The 25,384-nt window shown below is 71.3% G+C and carries 19 protein-coding genes and 4 pseudogenes; 15 read left to right on the top strand and 8 right to left on the bottom strand.

Features of this window, described 5'->3' with window-relative positions; genetic code table 11:
- Positions 1-9: 9 nt before the first annotated feature.
- The 5 genes from ABZZ04_RS21055 (at position 10) to ABZZ04_RS21035 (ending at position 12,128) form a co-directional block, all read left to right on the top strand.
- Complete coding sequence (locus ABZZ04_RS21055; protein WP_356933726.1) at positions 10-1,368, top strand: acyltransferase domain-containing protein; 1,359 nt, start codon at positions 10-12, stop codon at positions 1,366-1,368.
- On the top strand, positions 1,365-7,478 hold the full coding sequence (locus ABZZ04_RS21050; RefSeq protein WP_356933725.1) for an SDR family oxidoreductase: 6,114 nt from the start codon (positions 1,365-1,367) through the stop codon (positions 7,476-7,478). The genes ABZZ04_RS21055 and ABZZ04_RS21050 overlap by 4 nt, the downstream gene beginning before the upstream one ends.
- Complete coding sequence (locus ABZZ04_RS21045; protein ID WP_356933724.1) at positions 7,475-8,161, top strand: 4'-phosphopantetheinyl transferase superfamily protein; 687 nt, start codon at positions 7,475-7,477, stop codon at positions 8,159-8,161. The genes ABZZ04_RS21050 and ABZZ04_RS21045 overlap by 4 nt, the downstream gene beginning before the upstream one ends.
- The gene (locus ABZZ04_RS21040; RefSeq protein WP_356933723.1) at positions 8,134-8,907 is read left to right on the top strand and encodes an SDR family NAD(P)-dependent oxidoreductase; all 774 of its coding nucleotides are present in this window, start codon (positions 8,134-8,136) and stop codon (positions 8,905-8,907) included. The genes ABZZ04_RS21045 and ABZZ04_RS21040 overlap by 28 nt, the downstream gene beginning before the upstream one ends.
- Before the next feature lie 431 nt (positions 8,908-9,338).
- A complete protein-coding gene (locus ABZZ04_RS21035) occupies positions 9,339-12,128 on the top strand; it encodes a hypothetical protein (protein WP_356933722.1) in 2,790 nt (929 codons plus the stop codon).
- Between the two features lie 111 nt (positions 12,129-12,239).
- Here ABZZ04_RS21035 and ABZZ04_RS21030 read toward each other — a convergent pair whose 3' ends face one another.
- The gene (locus ABZZ04_RS21030) at positions 12,240-12,755 is read right to left on the bottom strand and encodes a MarR family transcriptional regulator (protein ID WP_356933721.1); all 516 of its coding nucleotides are present in this window, start codon (positions 12,753-12,755) and stop codon (positions 12,240-12,242) included.
- Positions 12,756-12,794: 39 nt separating this feature from the next.
- On the opposite strand from ABZZ04_RS21030, the gene ABZZ04_RS21025 reads away from it, so the two are divergent.
- Complete coding sequence (locus tag ABZZ04_RS21025) at positions 12,795-13,763, top strand: DMT family transporter (RefSeq protein ID WP_356933720.1); 969 nt, start codon at positions 12,795-12,797, stop codon at positions 13,761-13,763.
- A gap of 38 nt (positions 13,764-13,801) precedes the next feature.
- On the opposite strand, the gene ABZZ04_RS21020 is transcribed toward ABZZ04_RS21025, so the two are convergent.
- Positions 13,802-14,305, bottom strand: coding sequence for a hypothetical protein (locus tag ABZZ04_RS21020; RefSeq protein ID WP_356933719.1), 504 nt, complete (start codon positions 14,303-14,305; stop codon positions 13,802-13,804).
- Positions 14,306-14,468: 163 nt separating this feature from the next.
- Entirely contained in the window at positions 14,469-14,942 is a 474-nt protein-coding gene (locus ABZZ04_RS21015) for a MarR family transcriptional regulator (protein ID WP_356933718.1), read from the bottom strand.
- A 76-nt stretch (positions 14,943-15,018) separates the two neighbouring features.
- Between ABZZ04_RS21015 and ABZZ04_RS21010 the strand changes: the two genes are divergently transcribed.
- A complete protein-coding gene (locus ABZZ04_RS21010; RefSeq protein WP_356933717.1) occupies positions 15,019-15,393 on the top strand; it encodes a cupin domain-containing protein in 375 nt (124 codons plus the stop codon).
- A gap of 94 nt (positions 15,394-15,487) precedes the next feature.
- Here ABZZ04_RS21010 and ABZZ04_RS21005 read toward each other — a convergent pair whose 3' ends face one another.
- A complete protein-coding gene (locus ABZZ04_RS21005; protein ID WP_356933716.1) occupies positions 15,488-16,153 on the bottom strand; it encodes a DUF4097 family beta strand repeat-containing protein in 666 nt (221 codons plus the stop codon).
- Positions 16,154-16,293: 140 nt separating this feature from the next.
- Here ABZZ04_RS21005 and ABZZ04_RS21000 point away from each other — a divergent pair.
- From ABZZ04_RS21000 to ABZZ04_RS20975, 6 genes and pseudogenes are all read left to right on the top strand, one after another.
- Positions 16,294-16,584, top strand: a pseudogene (locus ABZZ04_RS21000) (helix-turn-helix domain-containing protein); the annotation flags it as partial.
- Between the two features lie 90 nt (positions 16,585-16,674).
- Positions 16,675-17,151: a MarR family transcriptional regulator gene (locus tag ABZZ04_RS20995; RefSeq protein ID WP_356933815.1), complete on the top strand. Its 477-nt coding sequence runs from the start codon at positions 16,675-16,677 to the stop codon at positions 17,149-17,151.
- Between the two features lie 287 nt (positions 17,152-17,438).
- Complete coding sequence (locus ABZZ04_RS20990; protein ID WP_356933715.1) at positions 17,439-18,275, top strand: site-specific integrase; 837 nt, start codon at positions 17,439-17,441, stop codon at positions 18,273-18,275.
- Complete coding sequence (locus ABZZ04_RS20985) at positions 18,272-18,607, top strand: helix-turn-helix transcriptional regulator (RefSeq protein ID WP_356933714.1); 336 nt, start codon at positions 18,272-18,274, stop codon at positions 18,605-18,607. Before ABZZ04_RS20990 ends, ABZZ04_RS20985 begins: the two co-directional genes overlap by 4 nt.
- Positions 18,604-20,142: a hypothetical protein gene (locus ABZZ04_RS20980; protein ID WP_356933713.1), complete on the top strand. Its 1,539-nt coding sequence runs from the start codon at positions 18,604-18,606 to the stop codon at positions 20,140-20,142. Before ABZZ04_RS20985 ends, ABZZ04_RS20980 begins: the two co-directional genes overlap by 4 nt.
- A gap of 214 nt (positions 20,143-20,356) precedes the next feature.
- Positions 20,357-20,866: a GNAT family N-acetyltransferase gene (locus ABZZ04_RS20975; RefSeq protein ID WP_356933712.1), complete on the top strand. Its 510-nt coding sequence runs from the start codon at positions 20,357-20,359 to the stop codon at positions 20,864-20,866.
- A 172-nt stretch (positions 20,867-21,038) separates the two neighbouring features.
- Here ABZZ04_RS20975 and ABZZ04_RS20970 read toward each other — a convergent pair whose 3' ends face one another.
- Positions 21,039-21,752, bottom strand: coding sequence for a carbon-nitrogen hydrolase family protein (locus ABZZ04_RS20970; protein WP_356933711.1), 714 nt, complete (start codon positions 21,750-21,752; stop codon positions 21,039-21,041).
- A gap of 273 nt (positions 21,753-22,025) precedes the next feature.
- The gene (locus tag ABZZ04_RS20965) at positions 22,026-22,586 is read right to left on the bottom strand and encodes a cellulase family glycosylhydrolase (RefSeq protein WP_356933710.1); all 561 of its coding nucleotides are present in this window, start codon (positions 22,584-22,586) and stop codon (positions 22,026-22,028) included.
- A gap of 9 nt (positions 22,587-22,595) precedes the next feature.
- Between ABZZ04_RS20965 and ABZZ04_RS20960 the strand changes: the two are divergent.
- A pseudogene (locus ABZZ04_RS20960) lies at positions 22,596-22,942 on the top strand (IS5/IS1182 family transposase); the annotation flags it as partial.
- 233 nt (positions 22,943-23,175) lie between these two features.
- On the opposite strand, the gene ABZZ04_RS20955 reads toward ABZZ04_RS20960, so the two are convergent.
- Positions 23,176-24,048: a carbohydrate ABC transporter permease gene (locus ABZZ04_RS20955; RefSeq protein ID WP_356933709.1), complete on the bottom strand. Its 873-nt coding sequence runs from the start codon at positions 24,046-24,048 to the stop codon at positions 23,176-23,178.
- A pseudogene (locus ABZZ04_RS20950) lies at positions 24,045-24,908 on the bottom strand (sugar ABC transporter permease); the annotation flags it as partial. The pseudogene ABZZ04_RS20950 and the gene ABZZ04_RS20955, both read right to left, overlap by 4 nt.
- A 41-nt stretch (positions 24,909-24,949) precedes the next feature.
- Here ABZZ04_RS20950 and ABZZ04_RS20945 point away from each other — a divergent pair.
- Positions 24,950-25,270: pseudogene (locus tag ABZZ04_RS20945) on the top strand (substrate-binding domain-containing protein); the annotation flags it as partial.
- Positions 25,271-25,384: the final 114 nt, after the last annotated feature.

Here is a 25,384-nt window from a genome sequence, read left to right as displayed (position 1 = left end):
TGTGCTTTCGTGTTTCCGGGGCAAGGGGCCTATCTGCCCGCCGTTCTCGCCCGGCTCGCCGTCGACGAACCGCTGGTCGAGGAGGTGCTGCGCCCGCTGGACGCCACCGCCGTCCGCCTCGGACGGAGCGCCCCCTCCCGTTTTCTGCTCGACGAGCGGGCGCCGACCCTGTCCGAGCTGGTGGACGAGGCCCCGGCGGACCTGCACACGGCGCTGTTCGCCGCCGAGATGGTGCTGTTCCGGCTATTGACGGAACGTCATAAACTTTGTCCCGACGTGTTGTTGGGGCACAGCTTCGGCGAGCTGGTGGCCCTGACCGCGGCCGGGGTGTACGAGCCGGCGGAAGGCATGGCGTTGGTCGCCGCCCGCGACGAGGCGTTCGCCGCCCGCCCTCCGGAGCGCGGCGGAATGCTGGCACTGGCGATGTCCGCCTCCCGGGCCGAGGGACTGCTGGTGGGCCTCGGGGAGTGGGAGGTGACCTTGGCCGCGGACAACAGCCCCCGCCAGTGCGTGGTGTCCGGCCCCGCGGAACCGTTGGGCCGGGTGCGGCGGGCCGCCGGGGCGATCGGCGTCGGGGTGACCGAGCTGCGGGTCCCGTACGCCTTCCACCACCGCATGCTGGCCGCCGTGGCGGGTGACTTCACCCGCCGGGCGACCGCGCTGCGGGCCGGGCCCGCGCGGCGTCTGCTGCACTCGGCGATCCTGGGGCGGCGGGTGGACGACACCGACGCGGTGGCCGACCTGGTCGCCGCCCACCTGGTACGGCCCACACGGTTCACCGACGCGGTCCGGCTGCTCCACGCGCAGGGCGTGGAGGTGTTCGTGGAGTGCGGACCCCGTGGCACACTGAGCGATCTCGTGACGGCGACGGTACCGGGCGTACGGGTGATCGCACCGCTGCGCCGCCGGGTGGGCGGCCCCGAGCTGGCCGAATCGCTGAGCGGCCTGACACCGTCCCTCCGCACGACCTCGACTCCCCGCACGACCACGGCCCCCCACGCGTCCCCGATACCCGCGGCATTCCCGGCACCCCCGGCGTCCCCGTCACCCCTGACCGAGGAGACCCCGTCGGGCGCGGATGCGGATGCGGATGCGGACCGACGGGCCGTCGTGGCCATGCTGCGGACCATGTACGCGGCGGCGTTGGGATATCCGCCCGAGGTCCTGACCGACGACGCCGACCTGGAGGCGGACCTCGGAGTGGACTCGATCAAACAGACCGAACTGTTCGCCCGGGCCGCCACACGCCTCGGACGTACCCTGCCGGTGGACGGCTCCCGCCTGACCAGCTACACCACCCTGGACGCGTTGGCCGGGCTGTTGAGCACACTGCCCGCGGACGGCACGCGTGCGGGGGTACCGGCATGAGCGGCGGCCGGCCCGAAGTGCCCGCGGCACGGGACCTCGCCGGGAAGGTCGCCCTGGTCACCGGGGGCGGCAAGGGGGTCGGTGCGGCGATCAGCCGTGAACTGGCCCGGCACGGCGCCCTCGTGGTGGTCAACTCCTTCCACTCGCCGCGGGCCGCCGAGGAGACCGTCGAGTCGATCCGTACCGCCGGGGGCCGGGCGGAGCCGCTGCGGGCCAGCGTCGCCAAACACGACCAGGTGACCGGGATGTTCGCGACCCTGGCCGATCGGTACGGCGGCGTGGACATCCTGGTCAACAACGCGGCGCGGGGCGTGTTCGCCCGTTTCGACGACCTCACCGACTCCGAGTGGCAGCGGGCGCTGGACACCAATCTCCACGGAGCCCGCTGGTGCGCCCTCGAAGCGGCGCCGCTGATGGCCGCGCGCGGCGGCGGTGCCATCGTGAACGTCTCGTCCGTCGGCGCCGGACTGGCCATGGACAACTACCTGCTGGTGGGGGTGTGCAAGGCGGCACTGGAGGCGATGACCCGGTATCTGGCCGCCGATCTCGGCCCGTCGGGAATCCGGGTGAACACCGCGTCGGCCGGGCTGCTGGACAACGCCACGGCCACGCTGTTCCCCGGCGCGGACGCCCTGCGGGCGACCTGCGCGGCGGCGGCCCCGCTCGGTGGGGTGGGGCACGAGGACGACCTCGCCCGGCTGGTGGCCTTCCTCGCCTCCCCGCAGGCCCGTTGGATCTCCGGGCAGTGCCTGCTGGCCGACGGCGGACTGTCCGTGGGCCGCGCCATGCTCACGCCGCACCGGTCTGTTCCGACACCGACACCGACACCGACTCCGGCTTCGACTCCGTCTGTGCCTGTGCCTGTGCCTGTGCCTGTGCCTGTGCCTGTACCTGTGCCTGCGGCCCCGGCCCCGGCCCCGGCCCCGGCCCCGGCCCCGGCCCCGGCCCCGGCCCCGGCCCCGGCCCCGGTGTCGATGTCGGCCTCGGCCCGGACCGGCTCCGCGTCGACCGCGCGGCCTCCCACCACGGAGCGGGACACGGCGCGCACGGTGGCCGTGGTGGGCATGGGCCTGGTGGTCCCGGGCGCCGAGGGGCCGGAGGCGTTCCGGCGGCGGCTGATGGAGGGCGTTCCCCAGTTCGGCGAGCCAGGAGAACGGTTTCCCCTGGAGGATTTCTGGTCGCCGGAGGCTGCCTCGGACCGTACCTACAGCCGGGTCGCCGGCTACGTCCGTCCCGCACCGGACACCGGAGGCAGCGCCGGGAAGAACATCGGAGAGAACGCGGAGGAGGAGGACTTCCTCACCGCGTGGACGCGCACCGCGCTCCTCCAGTGCGACGCCCCGCGTCTGGCGTCCGGCGCCGGTGTCCGCACCGCGTGCTTCGCAGGCGCCTGGGCCGAGGGGTCACAGCACATGGAGGAGAGCCTGCTCGTCGAGGCCGCCGCCGACGGCATCGCGGAACACTGGGACGGAGATCCGGCCGAGGACCCCGAGGCGCTGCGCGCACTGCTCGTCCGATGGCTGCGGTCCGCGTACCGGCACGCGGGCGCACCGGCCCGGCACCTGCCGACGGCGGCCCTGCGTACCGCCGTCGCGTCGCTGCTTCCCGGGTCGGTACCGGTACAGGTCGTCGACACCGCCTGCTCCTCCGCGCTGTACGCCATCGATCTGGGCACCCGTGCCCTGCTGGACGGCGAGTGCGATCTCGCCCTGTGCGGCGGGGCGTTCTCCCTCGGACCCCGTTACGGCGTGCTGTTCTCCCAACTGCGCGGGCTGAGCCGGTCGGGCACGGTCCGGGCCCTCGACGCGGACGCGGACGGGGTGCTGTTCGCCGACGGGGCGGCGTTCGTGGCCCTCAAGCGGCTGGACGCCGCACGGGCCGACGGCGATCGCGTCCTGGGGGTGACGGCCGGGTTCGGTGCGGCGTCCGACGGGCGCGGCCGGGCCGTCCACGCCCCCAACCCCAATGGCCAGGAACGGGCGTTGAGCAGGGCCCGGGCCGTTTCCGGCATCGCACCGGAGCAGATCGACTGGGTGGTCGCCCATGCCACCGGCACTCCGGTCGGCGACCGGGTCGAGCGCGGGGTGCTGGCGGAGCAACTGCCCCACGCACGGTGCACATCGAACAAGTCGGTGTTCGGCCACACCGGCTGGGCGGCCGGTGCGGTGTCGGTCGTCCACGCACTGCAGGGCATGGCCCACTCCACGATCCCGCCGCAGATCCCGTACCGCGGCCCCGACGACGCGCCGCCGCTGCGGGTACCGACCGATCCGGTGCCCTGGCCGCGCCCGGCCGACCGGCCACGAACGGTGGGGGTGTCGGCGTTCGGGTTCGGCGGGACCAACGGTCATCTGCTGCTCCAGGACGCCCCCCGGCCCGGCGAGGACGCACCGGCCTCCCTGCCCGCCCCCGTCGAGGACGATCCGGTGGTCGTCGTGGCCTGGTCGGCCCATCTGCCCGGAGCCCCGGACGCGGCGGACGTCGCACGCCGTCTGGCCGACGGGCGCGACCCGGCGGCACGGCGCTCGTTCGGGGCGCGGTACCCGCTCCCGTCCTTCGCCGATGTACGCATCCCCGCACCCACCGCCGCGGGCATCGACCGGGCCCAGCTCATGGCGTTGCAGGTGGTCGCCGCACTCGTTCCCCGGGACGCCCCGCCCTGGTGGGAGGGGCTGCGGGAGACCTGCGGGGTCTTCGCCGCCCACACCGGCGTCCCCGCCGCATCGCCCGACACGACCGTCCGGTGCCACGCCGCTTCGCTGGCCGGGGCGGTCGGGCGGCCGCTGCCCGACGGGCTCGACCGCACCGCACTGCGCAGGGCCACCTCGGCGTTCCTCGACGCGGTGCGCGAGCGCACCCACCCGGGGGAGGACACCCTGGCCGGGCTGATGCCGAACGTGATCCCCGCCCGGATCGCCGCCCTGCACGACCTGCACGGTCCCACGATGACCCTCGACACCGGGCCCACCTCGGGCCGCAGCGCGCTCGGGGCCGCCGCCGCGCATCTGCGGCGCGGGGAACTGGAGATGGCGCTGGTGCTGGGCGTCAACGGTGCCACCGGGCCCCTGTTCACCCGCCTGCACGACCCGGCCGGCTCCCGGGGGACGGCGGAGGGGGCCTTCGCCCTGGTGCTCACCCGGTCCTCCGTGGCCCGCGCCCGCGGCTGGCCCCTCCTCATCACCCTCGACACCCTGTCGGACCTGCTGTCCGCCGAGTGCCGTGAACCGGACGGACCCGGGTGGAGCTACCCGGGGGCCGACGACCTGGTGACCGCCCTGCGACACATCGTCACCCACACACCGCATTCCGCACCGCCGGACTCCGCGCCAACGCATTCCGCGCCAACGCATTCCGAGCCAACGCATTCCGCGCCTCCGGACTCCGCGCCACCGCACTCCGCACTGTTGGACTCCGCACCGCCGGACTCCGCGCCAACGGCTCCGGTCCAAGCGGCCGAAGGAACCCCGCCCCCGGTCACCCGGCGGCACACCCTGGGCTGGGAGGCGGCCGGACCGTGCGGCACCGGTGCGCGGCCGTTGCCGGCCCGCACCCTGGTGATCACCGGCTCCCGGCACACGAGTGCCCTGCGCGCCATGGTCGAGGCCGGTGTCCGCTGCCGCCTGGTCGCCGTCGACGGGGACCAGGACCCGCAGCGGGCCGTCGACCGCGTCCTGGGCGAGGACCCGGAGGGGTTCCGGCACCTGCGGGTCGTCGCCGACTTGCACGCGGCACCCGCCTGGCCCGCACCGCCCGCCGCCGACGTACTGGCCGTGCAGGAGGCGGCGTTCTGGGCGGTGCGCGGACTGCGCGACCGGCTCGCCGGGGGAGGCACGGTCGCGGTGGGGGTGGCGGCACCGTTCCTCGGGGAGGAGACCGCCCCGCACACCCATCTCTTCACCGGCTTCGTCAAGTCCCTGGCCTGGGAGCTGGCCGACTGCACGGTGCGCGCGGTCGTCGGCGACAGCACCGAACCCCTGGCCGTACTGGCCGCCCTGGAGGACGAACTCGCCCGGCCGGCCGACGGGTTGCCCGTGGTCCGCCACCGCGGCGCCACCCGCTTCGTCCAGCGCCTCACCGAGAACGACCCTCCCGCGCCGGACGGGGCCCCGCCGCTCGCTCCCGGGGCGGTGGTCGTGGCCACGGGCGGCGCCCGCGGCATCACCGCGGCCTGCCTGCTCGGCCTCGCACGCCAGGTGCCCCTGCGGATCCACCTGGTGGGGGCCGGCCGCCCCGGCGACGTACCCGACGACCTGCTGCACACCCCCGACCGGGAACTGTCCGCGGCACGCGCCCGCTACATCACCGACCAGCGCTCCCGCGCGCCACGGCGGCCGGTGGGCGGGATCAACGCCGCCTTCGACCGCCTCCTGCACGCCCGCGAGTCCGCCCTGACCCTGCGGGCCCTGCGCGAGTCGTGCGGCGCCGACCGGGTCCACTTCCACACCTGCGACGTCACGGACGCGAACGCCGTACGAGCCCTGGCCGACGCCGTACGCGCCCGGGAGGGGCACGTCGACCTGCTCGTCAACGGCGCGGGGCTGCATCACCCCGGCGACATCACCCGCAAGACCCTGCCCGGCATGCGCCGTGTCCGCGACGTCAAACTGTTCGGCCACCACCATCTGCGCGCCGCGTTCACCGGCGCTCTCGCCCCGCGCCTGTGGTGCAACTTCGGCTCGGTCACCGGAGTGGCCGGCCTGCCCGGCGAGAGCGACTACTCCCCGGCCAACGACTTCCTGTCCGCCGCCGCGCACGCCGGCGACGACGGCGAGTTCACCATCGCCTGGACCATCTGGGACGAGACCGGACTCGGCTCCGGGAGCATCGTCCGGGCCCACACCGCGCGCACCGCGCGTCTGTCCCGCATGACCACCGCCGAAGGAGTCGCCCACTTCCTGACCGAACTGCGCCGCCGCACCCACGGCGAGGGCGGGGACGACCGGCTCGTCACCTCCGACCGGCTCGTCACCTTCATCGGCGAAGCCGAGCACCGCTCCTTCGACGCCCGCTTCCCGGGCCTGCGCACCATCGGGAACACCGGCAGGCACCACCCGGCCGACACCCCCCGGGCCGTCCCGCCAGATCCGCCCGTCCCGACCGGTCCGCCCGTCCTGCCGGGCCCGTCCGTCCTGCCGGGTCCGTCCGTCCCGCCCGGTCTGCTCGGCGAACCCGTCACCCGCCATGTCGACCACGCCACCTGGCACCTGGCCCTCGACCTGGACACCCACGGCTTCCTGCGCGACCACCTGGTGGACGGCCGACCCACCGTGCCGGGGGTGGTGCTGGCCGACATCGCGGTCCAGGCGGCCCGCGCGCTGGCCCCCGGACTGCTGCCGCGCGGCATCGACGACCTCGCCTTCAGCGCCTGGGTCCGCGCCCGCACCGACGGCAGACCCGTCCGGTACCGCGTCGAGGCCCGCCGCCGCGCCACCAGGACGGGCTGCGCGGTCGGTGTGACCATCCGCTCCGACGTCATCGCCCCCGACGGACGCGTGCTGGCACACGACCGGGAACACGTCCGCGCCACGGTCCGGCTGGGCGGTACGGCCCCGCTGCCCGAACCGTACGGCCCGCTCGCCGGAGCCCACCGCACGGTCGACGACCCGTACTACGACGCCGCCTCCCCGGTTCTGCTCACCGGTGTCTTCCGTGCCACCGACCGGTGTCTCGCCACCGACTCGGGCACCGGGGCCCGCTGGCGCCCCGACCCGGAACGGCTGTCCGCGCTGCCCCGGCTCTCCATCCCGGTCGTCCTCCTGGACGGCCTCGCCCGCACCCCCGCCCTCGCCCCCGCGCCGGACGGCCACCACCCCGTCGCCGTCCCCCGTCACATCGAACGCATCACCCTGTACGAGCACGGCGACGACCACGACCTCGCCCGGACCCATCCCACCGGGCTGCGGCTCCACCACTCGCCCGCCACCGGCACCAGTACCGCCACCACCCCGGACGGCCGGGTCCTCGCCCAGATCTCCGGCATGCGCGCCACCGTCCTCGCCCGCGTCCCGGCCCGCCCCCGCACCGCGACCGCCGGGACCGTCGGCACCACCGTGCGGGCCGCGACCGAACCGACCGCGGACGGTCGCCGGACCGAGGACGACGCCCCATGACGCCGGCGGTCCCCGCACTCACCGGAGCCCGCCACCGCCGGGTGGCCTCCGCGGCGGGCCCGGTCGACCTCTGGTGGTACATCGCGCCGCGGGGACGCCCCGTACCCGGCCGGGGCCTGCTGCGCCACGCCGTCGCGGCGCGGCAGGCCCGCCCGGCCGAGACCGTCACCCTGGTCCGCGACCCGCTCGGCCGCCCCGCGCTCGCACCGGAACAGAACCTGCCGCCCCTACGCCTCACCGCCGCCCACTGCGGGCCCGTGACCGTGGCCGCACTGGTCGCGGCGCCCCGGGACGGCATCCGGATCGGCATCGACATCGAGCACCTGGTCTCCCCTCCACCGCCGGAACTGCTGCGGTACGCGCTCCGTCCGGGCGAGGCCACCGTGTCGGCCGACCGGCCCGAGAACATACGGAGGGAGGAGTTCCTCACTCTGTGGACGGCCAAGGAGGCCATGGCCAAGGCGCTGGGCTGGTCCCTGCTGCGGGCCCTCGTCGACGTCGAGATCACCCTGCGCCCCCGGCTCGCCCTGGCCCGACTGGGGTACGAACCGGCCCCCCGCGGCTGGCAGTTGCTGCCCCTGAACCTGCCCGGGACACCGCACACGATCACCCTCGTCACCCACCATCCGCCCTCCGGCCCACGACGGGAGAACACATGGACCTCACCGGCAGGACCGCGCTGATCACCGGAGCCACCCGCGGCATCGGCCTGGCCATCGCCCACACCCTGCACGCCCACGGCGCCCGGCTCGTCATCACCGGCCGCTCCGAGGAGGTCGGCCGGGCGGCCCTCGCCCGGCTGGACGCCAGGGACGACATCTCCCTGTGCGTGGCCGACGCCACCGACCGGGCCGACGCCGAACGCGCGGTCGACGAGACGGTGGACCGCTACGGGCACCTCGACATCGTCGTCAACAACGTGGGCGGCGCCACCGACTTCGCCACCGTCGCCGACATCACCGACGACACCTGGCGCCACACCTTCGCCCTCAACCTCGACTCCGCCCTCTACACCACCCGCCACGCCCTGTCCCACCTGATACCGCAGCACTCCGGCCGCGTCATCAACATCGCCTCCATGGAGGGCCGGGACCCGGATCCCGGTCTGTGCGCCTACGCCGCCGCCAAGCACGCCCTGATCGGGCTCACCCGGGTTCTGGCCAAGGAGGTGGGTCCGTACGGCGTCACCGCCAACTGCGTGTGTCCCGGTGCCGTGGAGACCGACTGGTTCACCGAACAGGGCCCCCGGGCGGCGCGCGTCCTCGGCACCGACTACCCCGGCCTGGTACGCCACTTCACCGACCGTACCGCCACCGGCCGCCTGACCCGGCCCGAGGAGGTCGCCGCCGCCGTTCTGCTCCTCGCCTCCCGCGCCGGCTCCGGCATCACGGGCGCGTGCATCCCCGTCGACGGAGGCGCCACCGTCTGAGAACTCCCCGGTACGGCACCGGGAGACTCCTCACGTGCCTCCCCCGCCGGAGAGCACCCCGATCTCGTCGCGGACCACGCCGGCCGGGCCGTCCATCGGCCCGGCCGGACGGGTCTTCCGCGGATCCGGTGCTCAGGGAACGGCGGGAACCTGCCGACGCGGCGCGAAGAGCCTTGGTTGAATGGGGAGTTGGTATGGGAATCAGGAAATGGGGAATCGGGGCCGGTGCGCGACGATCCGGTGGGGCCACCCGGTCTCCGGGACTGGGGGCGGACGTGGACGCACGGGACAGCGCATCAGTACCGTTCGGGCAACCGCCTCCGCAACCACCGCTTCCCCCGTACCCTTCGTTCCCACCACCTTCCCCACCACAACCGCCACCACCGTCGGCGGGCAGTCGGGCGTCCCGGGTGGCCGGAGCACTTGTCCGGTTGATCAAGTCCAGCCGCTGGTACTGGCGTTGGGGCGCCCTGGCGTTGGTCATGGTGCTCGTCGCCGGCCTGATGACCTTTGTGTTCCGGCCGGAGGAGAAGACGCCCCCGCAGCTGGCCTCGGAGGCCACGAAGAGCCTGCGCGCCTGGCGCGGGATCACCTATGCGGGGACCACGGTGAACGGCAACGGCGCGATCATCGGCTTCCGGCTGACGGTCGCCCGCGACGGCACCGCGTACGGGACCCTGAGCCGTGACTCCGGGGCATACGCGGAACTCGCTGTGCGCCCCGGGCGAACCCTTCTGCGCGGCAACGGCCAGTGGTGGTTCGAGCACGAGCCGGGCAGCGCCGAGGCGTTGGCCAACACCTGGATCGCCGACCCGCCGCAGAGCGTGACCGGCCTGGCCGAGCTGTCCCGGATGACCCCGGCGGCGCTCGCCGACGCCCTCTCGGGCAAGGACACCGACGGTCCGTCCGGGCGGCCGTCCACGTGGCGCCAGAGCGGGGCCACATCGGTGAACGGCCGTCCGGCGAAGGCACTGACCGACGGCACCCTGCGCGTCGTGGTGAGTGCGTCCCCTCCGTACCGGCCGCTCTCGGTCGGCCTGCCGGGCGAAGCCGAACCAGAGGAGGACACCACGTTCGCACCTGCGCCGGATTCCTCGGACGCGCACACCGTCGCCTTCCGCCAGGGCCCGTCGGACGCTGCCGCACGGGGCGCGGGCCGGGTGCGGTCAGCGGCCGGTGAGCCCGCGCCCGCCCCGGCCCTGTCGTCCGCGGTCAGCGAGCCCGACAAGGCCCAGGTGCGGAGCACGACGGAGAACGTACGCCGGGTCGACACCTCGCAGGAGCAGGCCGAACCGCTGAGCCGACGTGTGGCGGCACAGACGGACGTGGCCGTACAGCTCTCGACGTCGTTCTGCACCACTCCGAGCTGCCCGGCCACGGTGAAGGTGACCAACCAGGGCACCGCTCCGGCCAGCGGCACGGTGATGGTGACCGTAGCCGGACAGACACCGCTGAACAGTCCTGTTTCCGTGCCTCCCGGCGGAAACCGCACGCTGACGACGGCGGCGAGGAATGTGGCACCGCCCGGCCAGACGATCCGGGTGAGCTGGTCCGCGGTCTTCTACGAGGCGAGCGTCATGGGCGACGACCCGGCGCTCGTCAAACGGCTGATGGGCCGCGGCTTCAAGCTCAACGAGCCACTGGGCGATCAGCGGGCCAACGACAGCAAGGGCAGGCCCGTCCTGCAGCTGCTCGAGGCGATGACGCCCGACATCGGTCCGCGGACCAGTCCCCAAGTCCGCGAGGACCGGATCGCCAAGGTCGGCCAGACGGTGGCCAATCTGGTGCGGCAGGGCGCGTTCGAGCCGTTCCACGACTTGGCCGTGAACACCGACGGCCTGCAGCTCACCACCGCATCCGGCTTCGCCGAACTGGAGGCGAAGACAGCTCAGCTCACCACCTCCGACCGACGGGCACTGGAGCACGCGGGCGATCTGGCGCGCGCGGGGAACAAGATCGTCTGGGGCGCCACCTACAAACCCAAGGACTCCGCGGACGGCTACGAGGCCGACCTCCAGAACCTGACCGGCAAGCAGACCATCCAGCTCAAGGCCGTGTCCGGGGGCACGGACGAGGTCGTGGACGACTTCGCGAAGGCGGTCGACGAGCTGTCCGGCGACGGAGTGGTCCCGCCCGGCTTCGAAAAGGTCGCCTGGATCGACATCGCCCCCGACGCGTCCACGCCCCTGGCCGGCAGCGACCGGCAGGCACTGGTGAAGGAGCTCAGGAGGCTCAAGCTCGACAAGCACTGCCGGGGCGCGAACGGTCCGGCCTTCGACACGGCCGTGTTCACCACCCATCCGCCCGGCCCCGACGGCATCCCGAAGCGTACGAACAGCGTGTTCACCTGCAACGAGCTGCTGACCAGTGCCGCCGACCACCGCAAGCACATCCAGGACGAGATGGTCTGGAAGGCCAACAACGACCCGGTCTGGTACTTCCGCAACTACATCGTCGACGGCCGCCGAAGGAGCGAGAAGACCACGGAGAACGGCGTCACGCTGCCGCTGCTCGCCAAGGACAACGAGAACCACTGGATCTCCAAGAACAAGCTGCCCTCGGCACCCGGCGCGAAGCTGTCCCCCGCGAAGTTCGTCGGCCTGGGTTCGGTCGGTGACGCGAAGCGGATGGGTCTGCTCGACAAGGTCGCCGACCACCGCAAGGCGTCCGTGGATCTCACCAACGCGGAGCGGAAGTTCCGGGAGAACGAGACCGCGGCCAATGGGCAGGCACGGGACAAGGCGCTCCAGAACTACCGGAAAGAACTGGGCGTCAAGCCCAACAACAGCTCCATATCCGAGCGGCTCGGTGAGAGCGCGGCTCGCTACCACGTCATTCCGGAGGAGTTCCGGGGAGCCCGGTGGATTCCCCTGCCCAAAACCCCCAATGGTGCCGACATGTTCGACCAGCTGTACCTGCTCAAGGACGGCACGCTGCTCATCGTCGAGGCCAAGGCGCCATCGGGCAGCCTCGGCTGGCGACAGGGGAAGGGCCGCCAGAAGAACAGGCTGGTCCAGCAGGGGACCAGGGAATACCTGGAAACGATCATCGAGGCGATGAAGGAGCGTGCGGCGAAGTCCCCGCGGGACGGCGAGCTGGCGCACGACCTGGAGGAGGCGCTGAACCGCGGCAAGCTCCGCTACGTCCTCGTGAAGGCGAAGGACGGCGGCAGCTCCTACGGGGGTGCCACCATGCAGGAATGCGTCATCCACCAGGAGTGACGGCGCTGACGGCCGCACCGCCGGACCTCGGGGCCGGGCGGGACCGGGACCGTTGCCCGGGTGCGGGCCCGGCGGGGGCGGCGAGGGCTTCGGCCGTGGCGTTCGGAGGGGTCACCGCGGCGCGCCGGGGGGCGGTTCGACGCGCGCCAGCCAGGTGGTGAGCAGCGCTTCGAGACGTGCGGCATCGTCGGGGCCGAGCTCGTCGAGGATGCGGCGTTCGTTGTTCATGTGGTCGGTGAAGGCCCGGTCGACCAGCTCCCGTCCCGCCGTGGTGAGCGCGACCACGCGTCCCCGGCCGTCCTCGGCGGACCGGCGACGCGTGACCAGGCCGTCGCGTTCGAGCCGGTCGATGCGCTTGGTCATCGCGCCCGTGGTGACCATGGTGAACGCGGCCAGCTCGCCCGGGGCGCGCTCGAAGGGCTCCCCGGCCCTCCGCAGCGCCGCCAGCACGTCGAACTCCCCCTCGTTCAGCCCGTGTCGCCGGTAGACCAGGCACAACTGCTCGGTCAGGAGGCCGGCGAGGCGATGGAGCCGGCCGATCACGCCCTGGGGGCTCACATCCACGTCCGGGCGCTCCCGGGCCCACTCGGCCTGGATGCGGGCGACGTGATCCTCGTAGTCGTTCACGGTTCCATCATAGCTTCCGTGGAAGCTATATTTCCTTCCATGGAAGCTACTGTGCGATGGACGCTCGTGACGGCGATTGCTCCGGTCGCCTGGGGGGCGAACTACTTCGTCACCCACGAATACCTGCCCACCGGCCACCCGCTCCATGGTGCGGCGATCAGGGCCCTGCCCGCGGGGGTCCTGCTGCTGGCCCTGTGCCGGCAACTGCCCCGCGGGGCGTGGTGGTGGAAGGCGTCGGTCCTCGGCACCCTCAACATGGGGTCCTTCTTCGCCCTGGTCTACCTCGCGGCCCAGTTGCTGCCGACGAGCGTCGCCTCCACCATCATGGCGGCCTCACCGCTGGTCCTGATGCTGCTCGCCCGGGTCGTGATCGCGGAACGGCCCCGCGGCCTCCCGCTGCTGGGCGGCGGCATCGGTGTCGTCGGCGTATGCCTGATGCTGCTCACCGGCACCGTGAACCTGGACGCGCTCGGCGTCCTCGCATCGGTCTCGGCGATGGTGACCTCCTCCCTCGGTTACGTGCTCGCGAAGCGGTGGAGCGCCGAGGTCGACGTCCTCGCCTCGACGTCGTGGCAGCTCATCGCCGGGGGCCTGGTCGTGCTGCCGTTGGCCGTCGTCCGCGAAGGAGCGCCTCCCTCCCTCGACGCGGGCGCGGTCCTCGGATTCGCCTACGTCACCGTCGTCGCGACCGCGGTCGCCTTCGTCGCCTGGTTCACCGGTCTGCGCCGTCTGCCGGCGGCGGCCGTCGGCCTGATCGGACTGCTCAATCCGGTCACCGGCGTGCTGCTCGGCACCGTCGTCGCCGAAGAGACCCTCACCCTGCGACAGGTGTGCGGCCTGGTCCTCGTCCTGCTCGGGATCGTGCTCGGGCAACCCGCCGCCGCCACGGTCGCCGCCCGCATCCGGTCCCGGGCAACCGGAGCGGACTCCCGGCACGGCACATCCGCCGGCCGAACCGGCCGCCCCGGCCGACAGGAGACCGACCGGTCCGCGCCGCAGGACCGCTGACCGGTCCGCACCGCAGGGCCACTGACCGGGCTCTATGTTCACCGGGGCGCGGGGGAGTCTCCGGTCGTGCGTCGTCGGCCGGGCCACATGTCGTCGTACGCCGCGTCCATGAACCGCGCCTGCGGCCCGCGCAGCGCGGACGTGTCGTTCGTCCCGCTCCGGGCCGCCTCGGCGAGGCCCGCCGCGTAACGGTAGGTGGCGCCCCGCAGGGGCTCGCTCCCGGCGGCCAGGTCGATCTCCGCCTGGGCGAGCCACAAGTCGTCGACGAGCAGGTCGAGTTCCGGGTCGACCGCGAAACCGTCGACTGCGACATCGTCACCGGAAGGGCGCCTGAGCACTGCCTTCTCCACCTGCGACGCGATGCTCAGGAACTTCAGGACCGCATCCTTCAACTCGGCCCGGTGCGCGGTCGATTCCTGGAACTCCAGCTGCCGGGCGCTCATCCGCGAGACGAGGAACTGGCCGAGCAGAGACCCGCCCGCGCCGAGCGCAACACCTGCCAGCGACAACAGCGCCGGCCCCAAGGTTCCCCAAGATCCCATGGCCGGATTATCCCAACATCGGTTCGGCCTGCGGTCCGGCCCTCGATCGGGTCCACGGTCCGGCGCTCGATCGGGCCCGTGGTTCGGCCCGAGATCGGGTTCACGGTCCGGCCCGTGGTCGGTCCGTTGCGGCCGTGGCCCTTCGCCACGACGCGGTCCCGTATCACCAGACGGGGCGCCACGGCGGGATCGAATCCCCGGCCAAGGTGCGGATGAGCGCGGCGAGTTCGGCTCGCGGAACCTCCCGGCCGGCCTCGTGGAGCTGCTCGGTCAGCTGCGCCTCCAGTTCGTGCAGGATCCGTCCGGCCACGGTCAGGTGCTCCAACGCCTTCCCGGTCAGGACGACGAGCTTGCGACGGCCGCCGGCGGGGTGGGGCCGGCGCTCGACGTAGCCCCGCTTCTCCAGGTCGTCGATGATCTGGCCGGCGGCCTGCTTGGTGACCCCGAGATGCTCGGCCAGTTCGCTGCTCGTCGCACCGGAACCGCGCAGCGCCTGGAAGACGAGTCCGTGCATGGGGCGCAGGTCGGCGTGGCCGGCGGCGTCGAGACGGCTCACGAACTCGGAGAGGACGAGCTGGAAGGCCATCCCGAGCAGGAAGGTCAGCTCGGCGCGCTCGAGGGGGTCATGGGTCTCCACCGATTCATCTTGACACACATGAATAAAGCTCCTTTACTCGCTGCAAGTAAAGAAGCTTTACAAGAGAGGTGCGCACATGTACGTGATCAGCGAGAGCGATCGGCGGACGACCAGGACTCCGGCCGGTTCCATGTTCGGCCTGGCTGCCCCCAGCCAGGGCAGTGCCGAGGTCAGTACCTGGCGGGTGGAGCTCGGTGCGGACTCCGCCACGCCGGTGCACGTCATCGACCGCGAACAGGTGTGGATGCCCCTGTCGGGCGAGTTCGAGATCGAGGTGGAAGGCGAGTCCGGGCGCGCCGGGGCCGGTCAGGCCGTCGTCGTGCCCGCCGGTGCGGTGCGGCAGCTGAAGGCCGCGGGTGGTCCGGCGGTGGCTCTGGTCGCCATGGCCGTGGGCGGCAGGGCGGTGCTTCCGGGCGGCGAGGACAAGATCCCGCTTCCGTGGGCCGAGTGAGCCCTTTCCCTCGTCCCTTCCATGTGAACGGCCCGGCCGGGGCGACCGGGCCGTTCACATGGCGATCGGGCCGTTCACGGGGCGCCCGTGGGTTTCAGAGGCTGTGGGCGGTGATGTCGCCCATGGGGGTGGTGGCGTGGATGTGGAGTGTGGTGGTGCCGTCGTTCTTGAGGGCGTTGCTGATGCGGCCGTGGGTGGTGCCGGCGTCGAGGGTGGCCGAGGTGCCGGTGGCGGCGCCGATCGTGATGCTGCCGGAGCCGGTGCGGAGTGCGACCGTGCCGTGGGTGGCCTCGGTGATGCGGATGTCGCCCCGTTCGGTGCTGATGTCGGCGGGGCCGTCCAGCCGTCCGATCTCGATGTCGCCGTCGACCGCGGCGAGGCGGACGCCCGTGGCCTCGTCGATCTTGATCTGCCGGTGGGCGCCCTCGAAGGCGATGTCCCCGAGCCGTCCGACGGCCCGGAACTCCGTGGCGGCGGCCTTGGCCTCGACGCGGGAGCCGGCGGGCAGCCGGAGCGTGACCTCGACGGATCCCCGGGGCCCGGTGTACCGGCCGCCGTCCGCCCGGGTCCCGATCCGCAGGACCCCGTCGGCGTACTCCGCGAGGGTCCGCTCGGCCGCCTTCACGTCCCGGCCCTTCGAGGCATTCGCGGGCCGCACCTCCACCGTGGCATCGGCCCGGTCCGCGGCGATCACCTGGATGCGCCCCGAGGGAACGTCCAGGACGGCAAGGACCGGGGCGGTGATGTCGAACGTCTGCATGATGCTCTCCCGTGCTCACTCGTTGTTTCCGATACGAGAAAAGCTACGTTGCGTTCGCGTGTTGGGCAACGAGCTTGTTGCGGTTGATCTGAATCAATGCAGGTGAGAGCTATAAAATTGTTGCAACAGCCGTGAAAGTAATGCAATGTCAATTCGACTTACGTTGCAATGGATTGAGTGTGAACGCTATGCTGACGGCCTCGGAGAACATGAAGGAGGCCGTGATGCCGGGAGGCAGGCTCACCCAGCAGGACCGTCAGCAGATCGCACTGGGGCTGGCCGACAGCCTCCCCTACGCGGAGATCGCCAGAAATCTCGGCCGCCCGACCTCGACGATCACGCGTGAAGTGATGCGTAACGGCGGCCCCACCGGATACCGCGCGGACCTGGCCCACCGCGCCACGGAACGGCGTGCCCACCGGCGCAGGCCGGCCCCGTCCCGGGAGTCGGAGCCGACCCCCCAGCCGCACGGGCGGGACGCCGAAGCCGTCCGTGAGTACGAGGAGCTGTTCACCACCACGATGATGGAATCGGGCCTGCCCAAGATGATGTCGCGGGTGATGGTCTGTCTGCTCACCAGCGACTCCGGCAGCATGACGGCGTCCGAGCTCGCCCGGCGCCTCCAGGTCAGCCCGGCGACCATCTCCAAGTCGATCGCCTTCCTGGAGAGCCAGGTCCTCGTCCGCAGGGAGCGCGACGAGCGCCGCCGCGAGCGCTACATCGTCGATGAGGACCTCTGGTACCGGACGGTGATAGCCAGTGCCCGTTCCCTCGCCCAGCAGGTCGAGGTCGCGCGGCAGGGCGCCGGTGTCCTGGGCCCCGGCACCCCGGCCGCCGTCCGCCTGGAGAACGTCGCCCGCTTCCTCGACTTCGTCGGCGAGAGCCTCGCCCGTGCCGCGGAACAGGCCCGCGAGATCCTCGGTACGAAAGCCGATACGGCCCCGGCAGACCCCGCCGGTCCGGCCCCGGACCTCGCCGGTCCGGCTCCGGAACGCTGAGCCCGGAACGCCGGGCATCGGACAACCGGCTGCGAGTGCCGAATGGGGACCACGCACTGAGGTTCGGGTGACGTCCGCAGGCCGCGGCGCAGCCCCCTGCCCGTGGCGGGCAGGAGTGTGCGACATCCCGTGGGTTGCTCTGAGGGCCGCTGAGTCCACGACCCCGTGGCCAGGAGGTTCGTCTTCTCCCCGGCAGTTGTTCGCGGGCTGACGTAACTTCGGGATTCCTGAAGTGTTCTCACCATGTCCGATCGGTTCGCGATCTGCTGAAGGTGAGGAGGCTCGGGTTGGCGCTGTCTGCCGTACGGGACCTGCGTGATGTCCGGCCGCCAGCCACGGCGGAGGAGCTGGAGCAGTTCGAGACCGATGTGCTGGCGGGGTTCGTGCTGGCGCGGGCCTCGGCGGGGCTGGCGGACGGCACGATCCGCGGGGCGAAGGACGCGGCGCTGCGGATTCCACCGTCCGGGCCGGAGGTCAAGACGCTGTTCGCCGGGTGGGGCGGCGAGCCGGCGACCTGCCGGAAGTTCGCCCCGACCGCCCGGAACCACACCGCCTCCAAGCTGATGTCCCAGGTCGGGCTGCGGGTCAGCGAAGCGTGCAAGCTCGATCTGGCGGACATCAAGTGGGATCTGGGCCGCTTCGGCAAGCTCCACGTCCGCCACGGAAAGGGAGCCCGGGGCTCGGGCCCGCGTGAGCGGATGGTCCCTCTGGCCAACGGCGCCGACCGCACGCTCCGCTGGTTCATCGAGGACGTCCGGGGCCAGTTCGACGACGACCACACCCGCCCCGGTGCCCCGCTGTTCCCCTCCGAACGCAGATGCGCCGACGGCTCCTCGGGCCGGGTCGGCGACGATGCCCTGCGCGGCGGACTCAAGGCCGCGGCCATGGCGCATCTGCCGACGTGGGGCGACAAGCTCACCCCGCACGTTCTGCGGCACTTCTGCGCGTTCGAGCTCTACCTCGGCGGACTCGACCTGATCGCGATCCAGGAAGTCCTCGGACACTCCTGGATCGCCACGACCATGCGATGCGTCTCCTCGGACTTCCGCACCCGCACCCTGCGCCGGCATCTGGACGCCACCGTCGCCGCCGCCCTCCAGGCCCAGAACGGAGGGCGGGCATGAAGCGCAAGGTCGGCTACACCTGGCGGTTGCGTGAGGTGATGGCCCAGCACCGCGTCTTCACCGCGACCGAGCTGGTGCCCCTGCTGCGAGAACGCGGCATCGACCTGTCCGCTTCCCAGGTCCACCGCATGGTTTCCGGAACCCCGGAGCGGCTGTCGTTGCAGGTCATGGCCGCGCTCTGCGACATCCTGTCCTGCACCCCGGCCGACCTGGTGGCCACCACCGCCGAGAACGCCGGCGTCCGCAAGACCGCCACCGGCGACCTTCCCACCCCGCCTTCGAACGTCGCGAAGCTCCGCCCCCGCGCAGCCCGCATCCTGCCCGGCGCATGACCCGCCCCTACGCCACCGACGAACAGTACGAACGCTGGTCCATGGCCGATTGCTGCCGATGCGGCCGCCGCAGACACAAGGCCGGCACCTGGCCGGACGGATACGTCTGCCGGACCTGCTCGGACCGCGCCGTCCGGACAAGGGGCATCTGCCCGGGATGCGGCCGGGACCGTGCCCTTCACGGGCTCCGCCCCAGTGACGGGGCTCCGATCTGCACCACCTGCGCCGGCTTCTCCCAGACCTTCGACTGCTCACGGTGCGGATTCGAGGGCAAGCTCCTGCGCGGTCGGCTCTGCGAACGCTGCACGCTCACCGACCGGCTCACCGCACTCCTGGACGACGGCACCGGTCATATCCGTCCCGCGCTGGTCCCGCTGTTCGACCTGCTGGTGGCGATGGACAAACCCAGGAGCGGGCTGGCCTGGCTGGAGATGCGCCGCGGCCAGCCGGGTAACGCCTCACAGTTGCTGCGGCGGCTCGGCCTCGGCCAGGTCCCGCTGACCCACGACGCCTTCCACGAGCTCCAGCCCTGGCGGGCCGCCGCTCATCTGGAAGAACTCCTGATGACGTGCGGAGTCCTGCCCGCGGTCGACAAGCACATCTGTTCCTTCCAGCGCTGGCTTCCCGGGCACCTGGCCGGCATCGCCGATCCCGAGCACGTCAAGACGATCAGGCTCTTCGCGACCTGGCGCGTCCTTCCTCGGCTGCGGGCCCGCGCCGAGCGGAGCCACATCACACCCAGCGTCCGGCGGTTCGCCGCCGAGCAGATCAAGTACGCTACCGCCTTCCTGCAATGGCTCGGTGAGCGCAACAGCACCCTCGCGTCCTGCGGCCAGATCGACATCGACGCCTGGTACGCCGAGAACACCGAACACGGCCGCACCTGTCTGCGAGCCTTCCTCAACTGGGCCGTGCAGGGCCGCCACTGCCGACGCTCTCTTTCCATCCCCGCTATGAAGGTCTCCCGGCGGGCCGCACTGAGTGAGGACGAGCGCCTCGATGCCCTCGGCCGACTGCTGACCGACGCGGAGATTCCGATGCGTCTGCGTGTCGCAGGAGTCATCGTGCTCCTCTACGCGCAGCCCGTGAGCCGCATCGTCCGGCTCAGCGTCGACGACGTGATCCGCGTCGGCGAGACCGTGCTGCTGAGGCTCGGGGATCCAGCCTCGCCCGTTCCCGCACCGGTCGCTGACTTGCTGCTGGAGCACATCGCGAACCGCGACAACATGAACACCGCCACCACCCCGGCGTCCCGCTGGCTCTTCCCGGGCCGCCGAGCCGGCCAGCCGTCCCGCCCGGATCATCTGTCCGCGCTCCTGAACGAGGTCGGGGTCCCGGCCGCCGCTGCCCGCGGCGCCGCCATCCGTCAGCAGCTCCTCGAACTGCCCGCCCCTGTCGTCGCGGACGCCCTCGGCTACCACGACAAAACCACCAGCCGCCTGATCAGAGAGGCCGGCGGGACCTGGAGCCGATACGCGGTCGGCGATCACACGGACGACCATGCACACGCCCGGACCTGTGCCTGCGGAACGTGAAGGCAGGCTGGTGCACTCACCTGCTAAGGTCTCCGTCAGTAGTGAGCCTTCCTGGCCCGGATACAACATCCGCCCAGGGAGGCTTTTTTCATGCCCTGGCGCCGCTTGTCCGGGGACCAGCGCTCATCAAACAGGCGTCAGCCCTAAGCCTCGGTATCACCTGATCCGGGCATGCGGGGCGCGCGCCGGTTGGCCACCTCTGCAAAGGAGTCACGTGCCAGACGTATCCATTCGCCTCGCAGGCATCGCCGACCGCCCCGTAGTGGAGCGGCTATGGCTGATGTTCTGCCATGACATGTCGGAGTTCGACAGTCTGCTGCCCAACACTGACGGAACCTTCCGCAGTGACCGGCTCCACATGGCCTTCTCTGAGCCCGACTGGGCGCCATACCTCCTCACAAGCGGTGACAGCCCCGCTGGGTTCGCGTTCGTCCGCAGTCTGACCGCCCCGACACGGGTGCTGAACAGCTTTTTCGTGGTGCGCGGCGCACGGCGTACAAGGGTCGGGCTGCATGCTGTTCAGGAGATTGCGGCCAGACACCCAGGCTCGTGGGAAGTCGCGTTTCAGGATGCCAACATCGCCGCGGTGCACTTCTGGCGTCGCGTCGCCACGGAGATCGCCGACGACGCATGGACAGAGGAACGCAGACCGATACCAGGTCGGCCCGACCTGCCTCCTGACGTCTGGATCTCGTTCAACACCCCTGCGGAGAGGCACGACTGAGCATCAAAGCTGGGAAGCCGCCGAGCACACTCGGCGGCACCGCCCACGCTGGCTAGGCAAGACAATGGGGGTCACCGAGCTGCTTTCGCTACACACCGTCAGCATCGCCCTCGCTGCACCCAAGAAGTGGCGACAGTTGAATACGCGAGCCCACCAGTAAACCACCGCCGGTTCAGCCGATCTCGGCGAGCACGTGGCCCGGTACCTCGGTACCAGCGTCGGCGGTTCGTTCACCGTCCGGGCCCCAGGCGCCGGCGGCGCCGCAGCCCACGCCATCCTCGTTGTTGCCGAGGACGTTGCCGAGCACCACGTGGAGACCGAACTCCCGGGCCCGCACCGGATAGACCTTCTCGAACGAGTCGTTATCGGCGGAGAGCACCGAGCTTGTCAGATAGACCGTGCAGCCGTCGGCGGCGGCCCGCTCGGCGAGTTCCGGGAAGCGGTTGTCGTAGCACGTGGCCAGCGCGAACCGGATGCCCTCCAGCTCGAAGCGGCCGTCCCGGCCGCCCGCTGCGAAGACCTCGTGCTCAATGCCGTACAGGTGCTGCTTGTCGTACCGGGCGAGGAGTCCGCCATCCGGACCGATGACGAGCGAGGTGACCGTGGGCCGGCCCTCCGCCGTGTGCACGGGACCGTTGACGACCGCCGCCGCCGAGACGGCGCGGCACGCCTCCCGTACGGGTTCGAGGCGGGCGTCGCCCTCAGTGAGGACGAGGTTGGGGATGTCCCGGATCAGCGTCGGCTCGTAGCCGGTCACGGCGAGCTCGGCGAAGACGACCATGCGGGCGCCGTTGGCCCCGGCGGCCCGGATCAGGCCGGCGATGGTACGGACATTGGCGTCGATGTCCCCGGCGATCGGGGCGAACTGGGTGGCTGCGACAATCATGACCTACATCGTCGTCGCCGCCCGGGCCGCAGGAAACCCCCGGCCCACAGTACGGGAACCTGCTGGAGATCACGGAAAGTCACCACCACGCTCAGCAGCAGCCGCAACTCGCGACAGTTGAATACGCGAGCCCACCAGTACCGAGGCCGGAGGAGGGGGAGACGGAGCGGACCAGGGGCGGGATCCCCTGCGGCCGCCTCCGTCGAAAGCGGTTGGACGCGGCACCTTCCCGCAGCCGGTCGGGGGGAGGCGCCGCGTCGGGAGCACGAGTGATCAGCTGTCCGCCGAGCCGCCACGGACCACGCAGGAGCGGTTGTTCTCCCAGCCCCAGCCGTCGCCGTCGGGGTCCGAGGAGCCGGAGGCGCAGTAGGGGTAACCGTTCGGGGCGGTGCCACCGCCCTCCCCGCCTCCGTACACCGTCGCGGGCTCGGACGTGGTCGAGACGCCGTTGGCCCCGGTGAGGAATCGGCTGCCCCAACTGGTGGGCGCTTCCGGGTCGAAGCCGTCGACCATGTCGAGGTATTCGACCCCGCTGCCGTTCCCGCTCCAGGACCAGCCGATGTATCCCACCTTCAGGGACTGGGCGGTCGCCATGATGGCGTCCTCGTCCGGGTCGCCGTCACTGTGCGCGTTGCCGAACTCGCCCACGACGATGGGCAGTCGGTTGTTCACGAAATGGTTGAGGTAGTCCTGCACCTCGGCTGCGGTGTCGTACACGCCGTACATGTGGATCGAGAAGATCGTGTTGCGGTCGGGGTCGGAACCGAAGACGGAGGCGGCGTTGGCCCTCATGGTGTTGGACCAGTCCTGGCCCCAGTTGGGCGCGTCGACCATCAGCGCGTGGTGGAGGCCGGCGCCGACCTCGCGGGCCGGATCGACCGGAGCGTGTTCAGCGTCGAATCGACGTCCTGCCGTGCCCGTCAGCACGTGGTCGGCGCCCGTAGGAAGAAGCCACGTGCCCCGAGAAAGGACGACGCCCCGGCGCCACCACCCCGCGACGGAGGGCCCGGACGGTCTCGGGGCGGCCCGACCTGCAAGATTTACCTCGCGGGTGAAGGCGACTGTCGGCCGATGGCCTTCCTGGTCACGCCTGGCCAGTGGGGCGACGCGCCGCAGATGGTCAGGGTCCTCGAACGTATCCGCGTTCCCCTCCGCAGGGCGGTCGCCCTCGGACACGGCCGGACCACTTGGGCGGCGGTCTCAGTGCCCGAGGAACCACAGATATCGACGACACCGGCCCGACCGGAGCCGTGATCACCGTGGACGCGCTGCACCCCCAAAGATCCTGCAGCCCCTTCCTGGAACCGGACCCGAACCCGAACCCGGAGCCGACGTCGGTGCCGGACCTGCATTCCGGCCGGGACCGCAGGAAGGGGCTGCAGGAAGGGGCTGCAGGAAGGGCTGCGGAAGCGCGGTGACCGCTTTACTTGGTCGCGCCCTGGGCGAAGCCGTTGTAGATGTAGCGCTGGAGGAACAGGAACGCGATCAGAGTGGGGACGATGACGAGAACTGCCCCTGCCGAGATGTTCTCCCAGTGGGCTCCGAAGGGGCCCTTGAAGCGGAACAGGGCGGTGGAGATCGTGCCGAGTTCCTGGGAGAGCATGTAGAGGAAGGGGATGTGGAAGTCGTTGTAGACGGTGATCCCCTTGATGATCACCACGGTTGCGATCGCCGGCTTGAGCAGCGGGAGGATGATCTTGCGGTAGACGGTGAACGAGTTCGCTCCGTCCAGTCGCGCGGCTTCGTCCAGGGAGGCCGGGATGCCGCGGATGAACTGCAGGAAGATGTAGATCGAGACGATGTCCGTGCCCATGTAGAGCAGGATCGGGGCCCAGCGCGTGTCGAACAGCCCGAAGCCGTTGATGACTTGGAAGGTCGCTACCTGTGTGGTCACCCCGGGAACGAGGGCGGCGATCAGGAAGAGGCCCATGACGAGCTTCTTGGCGCGGAAGCGGAAGCGGTCGATGGCGTAGGCCGTCATCGACCCGATGAGCACGGTGCCGGTGATCGAGAACAGCAGGATGAACGCGGTGTTGCCGAAGGCCGTCAGTATCCGGCCGTCGGAGAACGCGGTCATGTAGTTGTCGAAGTTCAGCCAGTTGCCGGGGAGCGACAGCGCGTTGCCCTCGGCCGCTTCCTCTGAAGTCTTCAGGGACGTGAGGAAGACGACGGAGAGCGGGAGAAGCACCACCAGCGAGGCGACGACGAGTGACAGGTGGACGAGTGCCTGCCCGATCCTGCCGCGCAGTTCGGCGGAGCGGCGCGAGGGGGCGGTGGTCTGCTGGGCCGTGGTCATACGAGGTCCACCTTTTCGTCGGGCACGAGCCGGCGCTGGATCCAGGTGATCAGCAGGATGATCAGCAGCAGCACGACGGCGGCCGCGGAGGCCAGTCCGGTTTTGTTGAACTGGAACGCGAGCTTCACGGTCTGGATGACGAACGTCGATGTGCCGGTCGCACCGCCGGTCATGATGTAGGGGATCTCGAAGACGGCGAGTGAGCCGGAGATCGCCAGGATGATGCTCAGGCTGAGGACGGGCTTGATGCTGGGGGCGATGACGTGGCGGAACTGCTGCAGCCGGCTCGCGCCGTCCAGTTGAGCGGCCTCGTAGAGTTCGCCGGGGATCGACTGGATGGCACCGAGGAACAGGACGAAGTTCAGGCCGGTGAAGCGCCAGACCGAGACGCCGGCGAGCGAGGTGTTGGCCGAAGCGGGGTCGCCCAGCCACGCGTGGTCGGTCCCCACTCCGAACCAGGACAGGACCGAGTCCAGGGTGCCGCCGTCCTGAAAGAAGTACAGGAAGACGAAGCCGATGGCCACGCCGTTGATGAGGTAGGGGAAGAAGAGCAGGCCCTTGAACAGGTTGCGGAACCGCAGATTGAAGCTGAGCACCGTGGCGAAGTACAGCGCGACGACGATCTGCACCCCGGATGCCGCCAGGTAGTAGAGGCTGACGAAGAACACGCGGAAGAGCTCGGGGCGGGTGAAGATCTGGACGTAGTTGTCCGCCCCGGTGAAGTCGCGGTCGGGGCTGATCCCGTCCCAGTCCGTGAAGCTGTAATAGATCATGTTCGCCACGGGGACGTAGGTGAACGTGATCAGCAGCGCCAGCGGCGCCACCAGGAAGAGCCAGGGTGTTGCGCGACGCAGCAGTCGTCCCCGCGGCGGGTGCGGCGGTGCGGTCCGGCCGCCGTCGGCGGTCCCTCCTCCTGGCCGCTGACCGTCCCACTGCCATCATCTACGACAACGACATCATGGCGGTCGCGGGCGCCGGCGTCGCGGCGGAGATGGGCTTCGTCGTTCCGGACGACGTCTCCCTGCTCGCATGGGACGACTCCCAGCTGTGCAGGATCACCCACCCGACCCTGTCGGCCATGAGCCACGACGTGCACCACTTCGGCGCGGAGGTGACCCGGACCCTCTTCTCCCTGATCGAGGGCACGCACACCGGGTCGCTCCAGGTCCCCACTCCCTCCCTCACCCCGAGAGGAGCCACCGCACCGGCACCCCAGCAGTGAGCCGACACGGCACGGCCGGCCGGACGGACCCCGGCGTCCCGATCCCTCTCGCCTTCACCGTCGCCCGGCTGCTCCCGCCCGTCGGGGCGGCGTTCATCCGGGCGGCGGCCCCGG

Source organism: Streptomyces sp. NPDC006435 (assembly GCF_040612315.1).
GTDB lineage: Bacteria > Actinomycetota > Actinomycetes > Streptomycetales > Streptomycetaceae > Streptomyces.
The sequence above is the reverse complement of the archived record's forward strand: the minus strand, read 5'-3'. Positions and strand labels throughout refer to the sequence as shown.